Here is a 16,178-nt window from a genome sequence, read left to right as displayed (position 1 = left end):
ATGCTTCATTCTGCTTTCATGATATGGTTATTTATGGATGGTACTCATGATTAAGGGGGAATGGCTATACGTGGAACTAAATAATCGTATTGATCAATTAGAGAAAAGGATCGCATTACTAGAAAATCAGATCAAAGAACTGAAGCAAGAAAGAGAACCCGTATCAAGTCCTGTTGTTCCTAGCAAGAAGCCAACTATTCTGCAAGCCGAAATCAAGCAGGCGAAACCGATCACACAAGGACCAGTCCGCATGACTACAACGCCACAGGTTAAAAAGGCGAATACAGATTGGGAGCAGCACTTCGCCAAAGTATGGCTGCCGCGCATCTTCATTGTTGTCCTGTTACTTGGTGTGCTATGGGGTTTCACTGCCGCAGTAAATGCAGGTATCATTACCGAACCTGTGCGCGTCCTACTGGGACTTATCGCAACTGCACTCTTATTCTGGCAAGGTGAGAAGCAAATCAAAGCAGAGCGCTTTGCACTCGGTAAAGTGTTGTTAGGTGGATCAGTTGCCATCTTGATGCTTACCTTGTTCGCCGCACATATGCTCTATGACTACACACCATCGTGGGCTGCATTTATCTTGTACATACTTACAATTGCACTAAGTATCTGGTTGTCCCTGCGCCACCAATCACAAGCGCTTATTATTGTTTCCTTACTTGGTGGATATTTGATTCCGTTCTTGATTAAATCTGATGACCCGAACATCTGGATGTTCGCTGGTTTTGAAGCTGTATTCTCTAGTGCGATGATTATTCTCGCTTATCGATTCCAGTACTGGGGAGCTTACTACACCGCACTAAGTGTTCATATTCCACTAGTCATCGGCTATATCATAAGCAATCACATGGAGAGTCGTACTGCATTCATTATTGCTGTTATGATCCATCATCTCGTCCTATTCGCTTTATTTACTTTCCAGAAAAAGCATCAAAAAGTGAATCAATATGTTTCCTTGTTTATCGGCTTCTCGTTGTTAGTGTTATGGATGGGTGGACTTTACGGTATTCGATTCTCAGGGGTATATCAGACGATGATACTTACGTGGGGCTTCATCTATGTGGTTGCTGCGTATTGGCTCCATTCTGTTCAAAAGAACGCATCCGCTCATATCACGATCGCATCATTCGCGGTATTCTTATGGCTCGTCCATGTGCTGGATGGCAGTAATCTAGCCATTGTGCTTCTCATTAAGGGTATGCTGACGATTATGCTCGGTATGAAACTTCTTACGAAACTCCAACAAGTAACCGGCAGTGTCGTTTATCTCATTGGTTTTCTATTATGTTTCGAAAAACCCATATCCGAAGTATTCTCTAGCATGACGTTATCTTGGCTAGTATTGATCTTGAGTCTTCTCGGCATGTATGTGTTCGTTACACGAATAAAAGACAGCTCCCTTTATACACCCATTCAACCGTACTTGTTATGGGGAGTAGGAGCTGCCTCTATAATTCTTATCTCGCAAATTACGAGTGTGCTAAGTAAACCTGTCTCTAAAGACTACCAACATCTTATCTTATCGACGGTTTGGATCGCGTGTACGATTATCATTGTCGTAATTGGTGTCGTCTATAAAAAGAAAGTTCTGCGTATCTCTGGAATTGTGTTCCTATTCATCACATTAGCCAAAATGATCTTTGTTGATCTGCCATTCGTGTCAACTGCCATTCGAGCTATCCTATTCATCGCACTTGGCAGTGTCGGGATTGCACTTTCAAGACTGTACTATAGACGTAAAGGCGAACCACCAGTCGTTATGAAGACGACTTCGATTGAAGAGCATCCCCAAGACTGATTCGCTTGAGTTTCGGCAAGTATGCATATGAGAACGTAATAAGAGGCGACACCCATAAGAATATAGCGTAAGGGATGTATTCAACGACAGGTACACCGAGTGTTACGGCAAAAAAGGCACCACTCACACCCCATGGAATGAGAGGGTTAATCAATGTTCCGCAATCTTCAAGTGTTCGAGACAGTGTACGCAGCGGAATCTGACGTCTGCTGAATTCTTCTTTAAACATCTGTCCTGGTAGCAAAATCGATAAGTACTGCTCACCTGTTAATGCATTAACAGCAATGGCCGAAGAGCCAGAAGCAAGTACAATATGGCTTGGATTGCGCAGTGGTTGAACAAAACGCTCAAACACTGCGCGAATCACGCCACAATGCTGGAGCAAGCCGCCAAGAGCAAGAGCAATCAAAATCAGTGAAATAGAAGAAAGCATCGATTGTAAACCGCCACGATGAACGATAGAAGCGACGAGATCACTTGATACTTCGCCTTTATAACCATTTTGCATCACTTGAAACCAAGTAGACACAGATGTCTCTCCCTGCACGAACAAAGCGACTAGCAAACCACTAACAATTCCGACTGCTAGAGTTGGAATGATAGGCTTACGACGAATGGAACAGTAAAGAACAACTGCAGGTGATAGAATCGTAAGAATGTGAATATGGAAACTAGCTTGCAGCGCTTGCTGCATCTCCATAATGGAACTGCTGGTAGCTCCACCAGTCTGTGGTACAAAAATAAAGAAGATAATGGTAAGAAATAAAGCAGGAATCGTCGTGTAAAGCATGTTCTGAATATGTGTAAACAACTGAACACCTGCTACCGCTGGTGCAAAACTTGTTGTATCGGATAACGGCGACATCTTATCCCCTAAACATGCCCCGCTTATAACAGCGCCCGCTGCTAGAACCGGATTCACACCCATCGCAATCGCCATTCCCATGAGTGCAACCCCAACCGTACTAACCGTTGTGAATGAGCTGCCCGTAAACATCGAGACGATAATCGTAATAAAGAGTGCACTTATCGCAAAATGCTGTGGATTAATGTATTCAAGTCCAACATATAGAATCGTCGGCACCGTGCCGCTCATCATCCATACTGCAATTAAAATCCCAATTAATCCAAGAATAATAATTGGCATAATTGCTGAACGTATCCCTTTAAGTATCGCTTCCTCAAGCTCTTTCCAACTAAATCCAAACAGATGCAGACAGGTTGCCACAATCGCTGTACCTGCAAGGAGTGGAATATGCGGCTCTGACTTCATCACAAACATGGAAACGAACAATAACACAATTATCCCTATAAATAGGGCAACACTTTGACCAAAACTAAGCTGCTTATTCATGCTGCTCTTGCCCCCTCAAATCTCTCTATACATATTATATCTTTTATACTTTTAAGCTTCTACGCTTTTATGCTTTTGTGCGGTTAAGTATAATAGCAAAATATATAGGAGAGGGGGTAGTCTGTCAAACATCAAAAATTGGATATTATTTCACAATCCCTGCACTTTGAATTTTGATATCCGTTGATACCGTTACTTCTGCGCGAGAAAATGCATCTACCCAGTTATCCTGTACCTTCTTCCACTCCGAATAGGTATACGCTCTTGCATATAACCCAAAACCTACAGGATCAATGTGTAGTTCTTGTGTCTTCTTAATAAATTTCGTAAACATATTCGATATTTCACGTTCAATTTGCCTCTCTAGTGGAGAATCTCCGTCAAGTACAGAGGTGTTGTATGGAAAGAACATCTCCGGGATCGTTGCTCCCATTTTTAAAGACACATCAATATGAAACTTTCCATCCGCATAAGTCACCTTGTGCTTAACTTTGATATTCTGTGCCTCTATACTGATATAACGTGTGTCCACAACCTTATTCGTTTTCTCCAATTCTGGAAGGAGAATGGTAAATGGAAATTTACCGCTTAGTCGCTTTTGCAACATATAGATCATCTTTGTTTCGTTCGGACCTACTGTAGTGACATAGCGTCCTTTGGAATCCAAAAGTCCAGTACCTGTGACGCGCACATTAGTGCCATCTGTGTCGTCCAGCTTAACGACTGTCAAAGTCGCCGTTGTTCCTTTCTCCTTTAATTGTCGATGAAAATCTTGCAAGGTCGTCTTGACCGTCTCGTTACGCAGGTTCGCCGAATCGATCATTTTGGATAAAAAAATCGGCAATCGAGGCTTATCTTTAGGAACAGCTCGGATGACCCCCGAAACATCACCATCCACCATAACAAGGCGTGAAGTGATCGTATTCTTCGCATCTCGATAAAAGGAATCCAGCAGCACATTCCAATTGGGATTCTGCAACAATCGTTTACCGACTAGCACGACCTGTGCTTTACCCCCACTTGAAAGTCCATCTGAGGCCATATCAAACTTATTACGCCCCGCTCTTGATGTCTTGGTCTTCACCTCTTGTTCTTCTTCTTTATCTACCGCTTCTTTATTAAACACTGGGCTTGATTGTGACACGATAAGCTCGTTCTTCTCATTAAGATCCATGCCAATTACTAAGGTAAGTGTCAAATTCTCAATGATGGTCGTATCTCTGCAACCCGTGAGCATACTGGAACATATGAATAGAACAAGGATCGTGACTAATCGAAGTTTCATGCCACTTTCCTCCTAGCCATTTTATAAAAATAAATATAGATCAGTAGCATGATGGGTAAACAATACGAAACGATAATGCCGCTGTAGCCCGCCCACTTCATCCACTCTTCACTATTCATCCATGAAGGTTGCATAAAGTATGTGAAGATCAAAGCTGCCACTATGTAAATGAATACAATCCATTTGTGGCTATGTATCCCAAGTAGCTGTGCTGTACCCGCTGCCATCGTGGACGTGTACGGAATCATGGCTTTGGAAACGACTAGCAAGTAGAAGGCAAGGAAAATAATATCGAAACGTTCTAAGAATCGAAACTCAACGACTTTTAGTAAAATCAATACCGGCTGATAATAAGAGCTAATCTCATATGGGCTGAAATAAACGAAGCAGACCAGTGTTACAAACACATAAATCATCATCGTCAGTGTACTGGCAATGAGTACGCCTTTGATCGCTAATTCCTTCTGCTTCAAATGAGGATATACGAAATATACAACTTCATATCCGAGAAACGAATAAACCGTCGGAACAATCCCCTTGATTACAGGCATTATCCCTTCTTTTAGCACCGGAACCAAATGGATGTAGTGGGCTTCCTTCAATGGGAATAACATCACGAGGGACATCCAGATCGTCATATAAAAAATAAGCTGCGAGTAACGTGCAATGACTTGGATATGCTTACTGCCAATAAAATAAATCGGAACCCCGATAATGAACATGATGGATGCGATGTTGGTCGTAGGTAGAAAGTATTCTTTGACATATAAAGACGTATTGAGCCAAATGTTCCAACCAAAGTAGATAAAATGAAAAAGAATCGGGATAATCAGGATTTTGCCGCTAATCTTCCCGAACAATCGGATAAACAGCTCAGAAAGCGAATCATTCGGGTATTGTCTCATGACAAGGACGATCAGAACACTGAATGTGGAGTTCAGGAGCCAAGCTAGAATAATAGAAATCCATCCATCCGTACCCGCCTCTTCAGCAAGTAAACGCGGCAACGATAGGATACCTGTCCCCACCTGCATCCCATGCACAAGCAGGACAAATTGTAAGAACGATATGGGCAGCTTCTTCAATTGGAATCTCCCTTCCTTCTTCTCTGTTTGACCTCCTGCAGCGGTTGTGATCCACGCGGACGCCTGATCATCATCTTAAGCGGGACACGTATGATCGTATCTTTCCAATCTCGAAAATGAACAGGTGCAAATGGACTGCCATAGGAGGTGCCAAGTGATTGCAGAGAACAAAGATGTCCGAATATAATCATCGCACCTACAATGATGCCAATAATACCGAAGAAGTACGCCACTATCATCATCGGAAACCGTAACAATCGAACGGCCGTACCCATGTCATAATTCGGAATGATAAACGTCGCAATCGCTGTAGAGGCAACGACGATAACCATAATATTACTTACAAGCCCAGTCTGCACAGCGGTTTGGCCAATTACGATACCTCCAACTAGACCCACAGTTTGTCCAATAGGGGAGGGCAGACGAATCCCTGCTTCTCGCAGCATCTCTAAAGTAAGCTCCATAATGAGAGCTTCGAGAAAAGGGTGAAACGGCACACGTGACCGCGTCTCGGCAATTGATAGAATGAGTTGAATTGGAATAACTTCGAAGTTGTACGAAATAAATGAGATATAAATAGCCGGAAGAAACAATCCTAAGAAGAATGCAAACATACGAAGCAAACGTATAAAGGATGAACTTAGCCAGCGCATGCTATAGTCATCAACACTTTGAAAATACGAAATGAACGACGTTGGGCCGATGATGACGCTTGGTGAACGATCCACAATGACCACAAACCGACCTTGCAAGATTTGTGATGAAGCACTATCTGGACGTTCCGTTAAAATCAGCTGAGGAAAAGGAGAGTAGGAGGCATCTTCAATAAACTCGGCAAGTTCTCCTGAGTTAATGATCGCATCCACATCAACGTCATTGATCCGTTGTTTCAGCCGCTCTAAGATTTCAGGATTCGCTACATCTTCCAAGTAAAGAATCGAGACTTTGGTCTCACTTCTCTCCCCAACGGTTAACTCCTCAATTTTCAACTGTCGATTCGGGATGTATCGACGAATTAAAGCGATATTCTGACTCGCTGTCTCAATAAAACCTTGATGCGCGCCTTTAAGTGAGGCTTCTAGCTGCGGGTCTTCTATCGAACGTTGCGGCCAACCTTTGGTGCCAAGTACATAAGCTTCACTTTTGTCTGCAACGAACATAACGCTATTACCGTGAAGAATCGATTTTTCAATTTCCTGCCAATCTTTAACCGCACGATGCTCGCCAATCCCGATGAACAAGGACTGTTTCTTCTCAAGCCCTTTTTGCAGAGGATCAAAGACGTTGTTATTAATTGCATTCATATCCGTCAAACAAGCAATGTAAGCAATGACATAGACGGGCTTATCATCCCCAATCCACTTCACAATGAGATCAGGTGTCTTCGTCAATCTATTTTTCAATTGTGTTACATTGTCTTCAAGCTGTGCGGATATGCCAGTCATATTGATCATCCTTTCTACGTGATTGGTGATCCTTATTATTTGACAGAGCCTTCCTATTTATGAAAAAGATGAATTGAGAAATTATTGCAGATACTTGAATTAGCATTAATTAGCATACAAAAGCTAATTAAAAAAAGCCTCTGAAAATTAACTTCAAAGACTGAACTAGACTATTGGGTAGTACCCACGCCCATTATCTTAACGTCTGTATAAATGTTCACTTTCGCTCTAGCAAACTCCTCGTCCCAATTGTCTTGCACTTTCTTCCACTCTGAATGCAAATACGCCCTCGCATACGCTCCATACCCAAAAGGATCAAGCCTCTCATCTTGAGCCTTCGTAATCATTTGCTGAAATCTTCGAGTTAGTTCCTGCTCCATTTGTTTCTCGAGCTCTTTATCCACATTGATATCACTTAAGTTGGAAGGAAATGATTTCTCCGTAATTTCGATATGCATTTTAATTTTTAAATCAAACACGAAATGGCCATTCTCATATTTAGTCTTTGTCTTTAAATCAACCGCGTCAGCTTGAAACGCAATCCGATTCCTTCTAATAATATCCGTACCTTTCGCAAATTGTGGGATTTTATGCAAGATGAGGATTGTAAATCAAAAAGGACTATCCTTTGATCCGATCGATCAAAGGATAGTCCTGTCTTTAATATCGTTCTTATTCTAATAAGAAGAACTGGATTCGCCGCCGTTTACAATCGCAATGCCTGCGCTTGCGCCAATACGCGAAGCACCCGCTTCTACCATTGCCGCGACGTCCGCATAACTGCGAATACCTCCAGAAGCTTTCACGCCAACGTCTGGTCCAACTGTCTCACGCATAAGCTTAATGTCTGCTGCTGTTGCGCCACCAGTTGAGAAGCCTGTGGAGGTTTTAACGAAATCAGCTCCTGCTTTAACGGACAACTGACATGCACGAACTTTCTCTTCATCCGTAAGTAAGCAAGATTCAATGATAACTTTCGTCAATGCCTTACCTTTAGCCGCTTCAACAACCGCACGAATATCACGTTCTACAAGCTCATCATTCTTGTCTTTCAATGCGCCAATATTAATAACCATATCCACTTCAGTCGCACCTTTCTCAATTGCATCCTTCGTCTCGAATGCTTTCGTCTCAGGTGTGGATGCACCAAGCGGGAAACCGATTACTGTACATACCTTTACTTCGGGTGTGTCTTTCAATACTTCATATGCAGTTGCTACATTCGCAGGATTCACACATACGGATGCAAAGCGATACTGTTTCGCTTCTTCAGCAAGCTGAATGATCGCAGCTTTCGTCGCATCCGCTTTGAGTAATGTATGGTCGATTAACTTTGCAATTTGCTCTTTATTCATGATTGAATTCCTCCAATTTAAACGCTTTATATGCATATTCTCCATCTTGAAGCATGTCCACAAACATCTAAACCTACTATAACAACTGCGTGAACATTTGTAAACGAACCTATGAACTAATGTAAAATTCTAACCGACTATCCTGCTATGACAACAACACCTGTTACGAATCTCTAGCCTAGCGAATAGATTATAGAATGCACAATTTAATAGAGGTGAGAGAATTGAATGATAGAGTATCCCTAACCAAAGACGAAGTTACCTATGAGCGATTTGAATTAAATCCAGCCGAATATTACGAGAATCGATTCGCGCATACCCCTGTAAAAACAGTCGTTGGCAAAGAAAGTTTGGCAACAAAACAAACGATCATTTTTCAAAAATCAGCGGCACTACACGAAGCTCTGCACAACTTTATTGCAGAAAGAGGTAATAATGAAACGATCAAAGTATTAGAAATTGGCTGTGGTTCAGGAACAATCGGTGCTAGGCTCAAAGCTTATGTGCCTCATATTGAATTATATGGGGTCGATATGAGTGCGACGTGCATTGAAGTTGCGAAGCAAAACGACTTTGACCATGTCATAGCATACGATGTTGTAACAAGCCTCCCATATGAGAGTAACTACTTCGACTTTGTGTATACGATGGACTTCTTCGGACATGTGGAGTTTAGAAGCAAGGATCAGATCATTGCGGAAATTCACCGAGTAACAAAGCCAGGCGGACAAGGATTTCATGGAATTGAGATGGGGTATGTGAACTATATGAACTGTAATCCGAAAGATCCCGATGATATTGTCCGCAAGTATGTCTATATGGAAGGACATATCGGCATCGAAACGTTGGACGATATTCTCATGCGATTTAACCCGCACTTTGACATTATTGGAGCTTATCCGTGGCCGATCCGACCGATGCTCAACATCAACAATATTCTCACTAGTGAGTTTTGGGGAAAAGAGTTCTGTGAAGCCTTTGCTGAAATTGATAGCTTTAATTCCAGGCAAGCCGCCGATATGGTTATTCAGCATTGTAGCCAATACTTATTGAATAGTCTGCGGGACATTTACGGCAACATCCTAACGCCTGCTTCCGTCGCCAAATCGGGAAATTCGAAGCTTGACGCTTGGATTGAATATCTCATTCAAGGCAGTGGATTCGCCAAAATCACGACAAGGAAACGATAGTCGTCTCTTAAGTATACAACCATTTAAGTTAGCACTTTGGCTGAGCTTCCTGCTTAATCTGTAAGGTAGCGAGCAATTCTGCAACCTGCTCTCCTCGATGCTGCCAAGTATTCGCGAGGGCGTACTGCTGTCTAGCTACTGCATCTCCTGGCTCTTGTAACCGATGCTTCACCAGCTGTATGAACGAATCCTGTGTTGCCGCTACATCGACATGCGGAGCCATTCGTCTGCACTCAGGTAAATTGGTCGTGATTACAGGTATGCCCGCAGCCAAATACTCATAAGCTTTGACCGGATTTGCTGCCAGTGCAATTGGTGTGAGATGGAATGGGATGATAGCAACGGTGAGCCGCCGCATCAGATCAGCAAGTTCATCATGCCTTCTTAATCCTAGAAAATGAATGTTAGACCGTCTTTGAAGCGCGCCTGAATACTTGCGTTCAAATTCTGGCCCAATGATGATAATTTCCGTATTCTTCAGCACATCAGCAAGTTTGAGCAGCAACCCTTCATCCACCCACGGTGCCCATGCGCCGATAAAGCCGATTTGCAGTGGTATTTGCTGCACAGGCTGTGGATTAGTCACTTCGAAATGAACCTTCATTGTTACATCATAAGCATTACGAATGAGGTGGATGGATTGTTCGGGATAAGTAAGATTCAAGCGCCGATAAAGTCGCTCGGATGTACAGACGATAGCATTTGAGATACTTACGATTTGTTGTTCATAAGCAAGCCATTGCGGCACTTCATCCACACAATCATAGATGACCCAATCGGGATCAACTTCCTGCTTGATGAAGCCTGCTTGCATCGGAAGGGTGCACCATACCCCGACATCTGCATGTTCCCGCATCTTCAAGGCTGGAAGCCCTTCGCGTATCCACTCCTCATGCTGATGAACGACGAACAATCCATGTTCCACTTCTTCAACGGGTCGATCACTTTGCGTTCGGTTGCAGTAATAAACCGTATGCCCTAGTCTCGCCAGTTCACTCATCAGATGCTGAGGACGCTGTTTCATCCAAGTCCAATCCAGGGATGGCAGGTAAATGATAATGCTCACTTGGCGTCACCTAACCTTATCGGAGGTATGATCATGCTCATCTTCCTTCTGCAACTACCAAATCGTATTGCTAACCATGTACAAACTGAGCTGCTTCTTTACGAATGGCTGCCGGCTAGCACGATCATCAAACTTCAATCCCATTATGCAGAGCAGATGAATGCAGCCCTGCATGCTTATAAACAACAATATGAGGGGGACTTCTGCCTAACACTGTTGGATGGTGAACAGATTACGCCCCATTTTGCCAATGAAATAGAGAAATGGATTGACGAGATGGCGGTAGACACCGCAGGTGTTATCATTGATGGATTGTCGCATTCTATAATTCCACGTGGACCGATTGTTTGGCGTATCTCTGCCCTACTTCATAACCACCAGTCAGTCGGATTTACATCTATAGACTGGCTTCCATTCGAACATTATGTACTTCTTGATACAGCTTACAGGTTGGATGCGGACTGGAATTGGATGAGGGTTCAGACGGATAATTGGACCGCAGATGGCAGTCCTATTCCTAAGTGGTGTAAATCAGAAGAAGAGTGGTCTTACATCAACACGATTATTCGCGAGCCCCTACAAATATATCCACCTCAAGAACCACCTTTCGTCACGATTGTGTTATGTACGTATAACGATGCTCCAACTCTTGTTTGGGCAATTCGCAGTGTACTGATACAGTCGTTTACAGAATGGGAGCTATTAATCATTGACGACGCCTCAACCGATGATACAGCTGCTACGCTTGCACCCTTCCTATCCCACCCACGCATTCAGATGATCCGTAGCGAAATCAATCATGGCAAGGCTTCCTGCTTAAATCAGGCCTTAACACTTGTACAAGGAAAGTGGCTGCTGGAGCTTGATGGCGACGATTGGCTTGCACCACATTGTCTCGAGGAATTAACTATACAGGCTCACTTGCATCCCGAAGCAGGTATCATTCACGGTAATCACATCATCTGGCACGAAAGACGTAACCGACAACTTCTCTTGAAAGAAATAGAGAGCGAGCCTCCAATGACTCTTCATGAACTACTGACAAGTGCGATGCCACGCGCACCTAGGCTGTATCAAACTCTGCGTTTACGAGAGCTGGAAGGATGGTTCTGTGCAGACCCTTTTGACGGAAGACTATTTGAAGATATTCAAATGCTTGCAAGAATCGCCATGAACCATCCTGTCCTCTCTTTGCCTAAAGCCTTGTACCACCGTAGATTACGTGCAACCAGCACAAGCCAAACCCACAAGGATCGGTATCCAAAGTGGCTCACATGGTTTATTCATCATTACACCTTAAGTTCCGACAAGTACACGAACGAACTGAATGTTAGGGAATAAAACGGTCGTATCTGCAGGGGGCAATTGATAACTCGGATTTACAACCCGAACCACGATGTATCCATCATTGACGGATAGGAGTTGCCCTTCCAGATAAGAATTTGCCTGAAAAACCTCGACTGTGCGCCCGATATAACTCGCTAACGATTGAGCAAAATTCATGATAATCCTCCTATCCTAGATCGTTAAACAACCGAAATAACGTTGTTAAACGGAGTCAGTACAATGTCACCTGTCGGCTCTAAGATCTGAACATAATTGGTACCTAACGTGTTCACAGTTCCCGATACAGTTCCCCCATCTGTCGCAATCACAATTTGAGTACCCATTCTGCCATCGAATAAAGTCCAAGTCGCCAATGTCTGAGCAGTTAGTGTCTGAACTTGACTCGTAAGCAAAGCGATTTGTGATTCGTTTGCTTGCTGCGCTCTCGTCAATTGATCTACTTTTTTCTGCAAGGTAACTGTGGCAGCAAGTAGGAAACTCACTTTTTTCGATAAAGCTTTAATTCGCTTGGAGAGCGACTTCGTCACCTTGATCACATAACAGCGTAGACGCTTGATTTGTTTGCTAATCGGTGTCTTCTTGGGTTTGCAGCTCGTTTTCTTACGAATACTGCTGATCGTGCGAAAAGAACGTATCTTCACATTTTTGACCAACCTACTCCCCCCTCTAAAGTTGGATAACCTAGTACCACAGTATGTCTGCCCAAAATGATGAGCAACTCGTCCATATGAAGTTGATCAAACTGCCTACCGTGATCAAGATGGAGGAAATCACGCAAGAAGTTACAAATAATTGCAAGATTAGCAGGCTATGATACAAGCGAAGAAACGCCTTTCACATACACATGTTGTATCCATTTAGAAGAATACTAGGAGGCAACCCGATTGGAGCAAGTACCCACTTTTATATCTGAATACACAGCCCGTCAGACTTACTACAGTCGGATGTTTCATGGACATCTACATGCCGAAACGTTAACCATTATGAACATCCTGAAAGAAAAATCTTACAAAGCAATCCTTGTATATCCCGGGGCTGTAGGCTGGGAACCGCAGCAACGGCCACAACATTTCTTGAGGGAATTTGCCGAGCGGGGTTATTTATGTTTTTTTTGCGATACGCAGCAGGAGCCTTTCTCAATTGATGAAGTGGAAAATAATTTGTTCGTGCTTCGTGGTGGCGATGCCTATCTACTCCCTGCACTGCGCAGCTTATCGGTCATTGTTGTTATTAGCTGGATGGTGCAGATGGCTTGGGCGGACTTATTGCCCCATAAAGTGATCTGGTACGATCTGCTCGATCAACTCGAATTCTTCTCACTCTATGATGAGCAAATGCACAGAAAGCACGATGATGTTGTAAAGCATGCTGCTCTTGTGACGTACTCGGCGGAGCCGCTAAAAACCTATGTTGCCGAACGTGCGAATGCGATGTATATACCCAATGCTGTTCATGTGAAAGACTTTCAGACGAGTACATCGTCGACCGAAATTCCTGTTGAACTGCGTCCTCTCATCGAGCAAGGTAAACCCATCATCGGGTACTTCGGTGCCATTGAAGATTGGTTCCATATAGACTTGGTTCGTACAATTGCCATTCGGCGTCCAGACTGGCAGTTTATTTGTATTGGAAAGAATGGTCGTGAAGATCGGGATCAGCTCTCTCTCCCCGACAATGTTCATTTATTAGGTGCGAAGAAATATAGCGAGCTTGCGGCTTATGGGCGGTATTTTCAAGTGGCGATCATTCCGTTTATCCTTAACGACATTACCAAGCATGTTTCACCACTCAAGTTTTATGAATATAGCGCGTTAGGCATTCCCATCGTATCGACCCCACTGCCCGAAGTTCTTCCATATGCAAGTTCTTGGGTACAAATCGCAAGCCATGTCGATGAGTTCGAACGTGCAATCTTACTCTCGTTCCATCCAGCTATTGCGATGCAAGCGAAGTATAGTGGCGCTCAGCTTGCACTCACCCATTCTTGGTCATCACGTGTGGATCAGATCGAGCATGTATGGAAGCAGGATTGGATGTTCTGGAAAATATATGGAAACTATTCCTCCGCACATAAAGTTGCGGTTATGACGGTGACTTTCCTTGATTATGAAGGAAACAACTTCTATAACGGCGGAGCAGAGCGCTACCTCGTCGATCTATCTGAGCTTTGCAAGCAGCTAGGGATCCAAATGACCATTTATCAATATGGCAACTACACGTGGATTCGCAAATTTGGCGAGATTGATGTTGTTTCTTTGTCCAGAGGCGGACAGCAGACCTATCCCTTCTCCATCCCCACTGTCACTACATTTAACCGCTTGTTCCAAGAACAGACGGCTAACCAATCTGCTGTGAATATATATTCGGCCTATTTCAATGCTTGGCCCTATGCAAACAACAAGAACAGTATCGGAATCATTCACGGTATTTCCTGGGATCAACCCGGTAGTTCCTATAAAGACGGCGTCACATTCTGGGAGACGAATAGACGATTTATTGAAGGTGCTACGCTATGCCATCAATTGGTTTCGGTCGATACCAACTCACCGAACTGGTTCCAGACGATCGATTATGCGGTTGGACAGAAGATGACTGTTATCCCTAACTATGTCGATACGGACGTATTTACCCCACGGGATAATCACCTTGATCTGCGCGATAAAGTTGTCATCTTGTATCCGAGAAGATTGTATCAAGCACGAGGCTTATATATGGTTCTTGAGCTCATGGATGGGGTATTGGAACAATACCCGCAGGTCGAGTTTCATTTTGTTGGAAAAGGAAGTAACGAAGACACCCAGCATGTCACCCGTAAAATAGGGCAATGGCCAGGTCGCGTCAAATGGTATTCTCTCCCGCTTGAAGAGATGAGTCATGCCTACAAGCAAGCAGATATTACGCTCATTCCAACCCTATATAGCGAAGGAACTAGTCTTTCATGTCTAGAAGCAATGGCATGCGGCAATGCCGTGATTGCGACTCGGGTCGGTGGACTAACCGATCTGGTGTTAAACAACTACAATGGACTGCTCATTGAGCCCAGTGGAGATGCCCTAAGGGAAGCCATCTGCTCTTTACTGGATCATCCTGAAGTGATGACCGCGTTCAAGGAGAAATCCAGAAGCGTCGCAGCTTCCTTTTCCAAAGAACGATGGCGGAAACATTGGTTATCTTTACTGCAAGCAAACTTAAGTGTCCAAGGGCAATCTGTGCTTGTACCAACGCCGCAAACCTCCACGAAGTTGATTGAAATTTATGTCGAGCAATCCCCCCTACCAAATTCATTACTAGGACAATTCATTACCGATCATTTAATTAATGGGGATCTGGTTTACCTGCGTATGAAGCAATTTGCAGGGCGATATACGTATTCCTTCGGTCGATTGCAATGGATGAACTGGGAAGATGAGCACTATGCCAAACCGGATATCATCGTTGCAGAACAATCCATTCATGATGATGTTCCCGTACAGATTCACGCAATATGGACACCCAGAGGTGAACTTTCATGGATATCGTCATCTCAAGTGTGACACAGCGAACAGGCTCAACCCTTGTGCAGCGCATTTTCAATGCGAGGAAGAAGACCTTAATCTGGGGTGAGCAAGGTGGGATTCTGGGGAAATTTATTGAAATGCGCAGGGATTTGATGCATTTCTCTAAGGTGAGTGAACAGGAGAAGCACGCATACTTCGGCACCGACGAGAATCCGAATACATGGATAGCCAACATGACACCAGATTTCCCTTATATTGATGCAGCTATTAGGGAGAGTACACGAACTTTACTTCATACCCTATATAGCCAGCACCGTGTACATCACGATCGAATTGGCTTTAAGGAAGTACGTTATGGGAAAGACGAGATTAATCTGTTAAAACTGTGCTTTCCTAACATTCTCATCATCTTGCTCATCCGTAGTCCTATCGATGTCTGGCGAAGCGAGAAGCGCTATTGGGCAGGGAACATTAAACAATTCGCAAGCATATGGAATCAACATGCTGATGAATATTCATTATTACACAATGAGGGTAATCAGATTTACTTGTTCCGATATGAGGACATTACGAATCGAGAGCCCAATACCCTACACGTATTATCTCAATTGGCAGACATATCTCTTGATGAGATCAATGACGTCCTATCCGTTCGATTGAACAGCACAAGACGCCCTCGAACGAACAATGAAATTCAAGCGATTCGCCAATATTGCCGTGAGGGAATGAAGCGTTATGGATATGAGTGAT

At 43.6% G+C, this 16,178-nt stretch carries 14 protein-coding genes; 5 read left to right on the top strand and 9 right to left on the bottom strand.

Annotated elements, in window-relative coordinates:
- Positions 1-70: 70 nt before the first annotated feature.
- Complete coding sequence (locus NV379_RS18765) at positions 71-1,804, top strand: DUF2339 domain-containing protein (RefSeq protein ID WP_258208873.1); 1,734 nt, start codon at positions 71-73, stop codon at positions 1,802-1,804.
- Here the strand turns inward: NV379_RS18765 and nhaC are convergent.
- From nhaC to deoC, 6 genes are all read right to left on the bottom strand, one after another.
- Complete coding sequence (gene nhaC, locus NV379_RS18760) at positions 1,764-3,158, bottom strand: Na+/H+ antiporter NhaC (RefSeq protein WP_258208872.1); 1,395 nt, start codon at positions 3,156-3,158, stop codon at positions 1,764-1,766. The genes NV379_RS18765 and nhaC overlap by 41 nt on opposite strands.
- Positions 3,159-3,303: 145 nt before the next feature.
- Positions 3,304-4,443 carry a Ger(x)C family spore germination protein gene (locus NV379_RS18755; protein ID WP_258208871.1) on the bottom strand — a complete coding sequence of 380 codons (1,140 nt, stop codon included), beginning with the start codon at positions 4,441-4,443 and terminating at the stop codon, positions 3,304-3,306.
- The gene (locus NV379_RS18750; protein ID WP_258208870.1) at positions 4,440-5,528 is read right to left on the bottom strand and encodes a GerAB/ArcD/ProY family transporter; all 1,089 of its coding nucleotides are present in this window, start codon (positions 5,526-5,528) and stop codon (positions 4,440-4,442) included. The genes NV379_RS18755 and NV379_RS18750 overlap by 4 nt, the downstream gene beginning before the upstream one ends.
- Entirely contained in the window at positions 5,525-6,973 is a 1,449-nt protein-coding gene (locus tag NV379_RS18745; RefSeq protein ID WP_258208869.1) for a spore germination protein, read from the bottom strand. The genes NV379_RS18750 and NV379_RS18745 overlap by 4 nt, the downstream gene beginning before the upstream one ends.
- Before the next feature lie 170 nt (positions 6,974-7,143).
- Positions 7,144-7,569, bottom strand: a complete 426-nt coding sequence (locus NV379_RS18740) for a Ger(x)C family spore germination C-terminal domain-containing protein (RefSeq protein ID WP_258208868.1) — start codon at positions 7,567-7,569, stop codon at positions 7,144-7,146.
- Between the two features lie 81 nt (positions 7,570-7,650).
- Complete coding sequence (gene deoC / locus NV379_RS18735) at positions 7,651-8,328, bottom strand: deoxyribose-phosphate aldolase (protein WP_258208867.1); 678 nt, start codon at positions 8,326-8,328, stop codon at positions 7,651-7,653.
- A gap of 224 nt (positions 8,329-8,552) precedes the next feature.
- On the opposite strand from deoC, the gene NV379_RS18730 reads away from it, so the two are divergent.
- Positions 8,553-9,518, top strand: a complete 966-nt coding sequence (locus NV379_RS18730; RefSeq protein WP_258208866.1) for a class I SAM-dependent methyltransferase — start codon at positions 8,553-8,555, stop codon at positions 9,516-9,518.
- 28 nt (positions 9,519-9,546) lie between these two features.
- Here the strand turns inward: NV379_RS18730 and NV379_RS18725 are convergent, their stop codons facing one another.
- Entirely contained in the window at positions 9,547-10,584 is a 1,038-nt protein-coding gene (locus NV379_RS18725; protein ID WP_258208865.1) for a glycosyltransferase, read from the bottom strand.
- Between the two features lie 33 nt (positions 10,585-10,617).
- Between NV379_RS18725 and NV379_RS18720 the strand changes: the two genes are divergently transcribed.
- Positions 10,618-11,925 carry a glycosyltransferase family 2 protein gene (locus tag NV379_RS18720; RefSeq protein ID WP_258208864.1) on the top strand — a complete coding sequence of 436 codons (1,308 nt, stop codon included), beginning with the start codon at positions 10,618-10,620 and terminating at the stop codon, positions 11,923-11,925.
- Here the strand turns inward: NV379_RS18720 and NV379_RS18715 are convergent.
- Both NV379_RS18715 and NV379_RS18710 read right to left on the bottom strand, forming a co-directional pair.
- Positions 11,881-12,087, bottom strand: a complete 207-nt coding sequence (locus tag NV379_RS18715; protein ID WP_258208863.1) for a hypothetical protein — start codon at positions 12,085-12,087, stop codon at positions 11,881-11,883. The two genes, NV379_RS18720 and NV379_RS18715, sit on opposite strands and share 45 nt — an antisense overlap.
- A 23-nt stretch (positions 12,088-12,110) precedes the next feature.
- Complete coding sequence (locus tag NV379_RS18710; protein WP_258208862.1) at positions 12,111-12,584, bottom strand: hypothetical protein; 474 nt, start codon at positions 12,582-12,584, stop codon at positions 12,111-12,113.
- 231 nt (positions 12,585-12,815) lie between these two features.
- Between NV379_RS18710 and NV379_RS18705 the strand changes: the two genes are divergently transcribed.
- Both NV379_RS18705 and NV379_RS18700 read left to right on the top strand, forming a co-directional pair.
- Positions 12,816-15,464, top strand: coding sequence for a glycosyltransferase (locus tag NV379_RS18705; protein ID WP_258208861.1), 2,649 nt, complete (start codon positions 12,816-12,818; stop codon positions 15,462-15,464).
- Positions 15,440-16,177, top strand: a complete 738-nt coding sequence (locus tag NV379_RS18700; protein ID WP_258208860.1) for a sulfotransferase — start codon at positions 15,440-15,442, stop codon at positions 16,175-16,177. The genes NV379_RS18705 and NV379_RS18700 overlap by 25 nt, the downstream gene beginning before the upstream one ends.
- Position 16,178 lies beyond the last annotated feature (1 nt).

This window comes from Paenibacillus radicibacter (assembly GCF_024721995.1).
Classification (GTDB): domain Bacteria; phylum Bacillota; class Bacilli; order Paenibacillales; family NBRC-103111; genus Paenibacillus_AM; species Paenibacillus_AM radicibacter.
The sequence above is the reverse complement of the archived record's forward strand: the minus strand, read 5'-3'. Positions and strand labels throughout refer to the sequence as shown.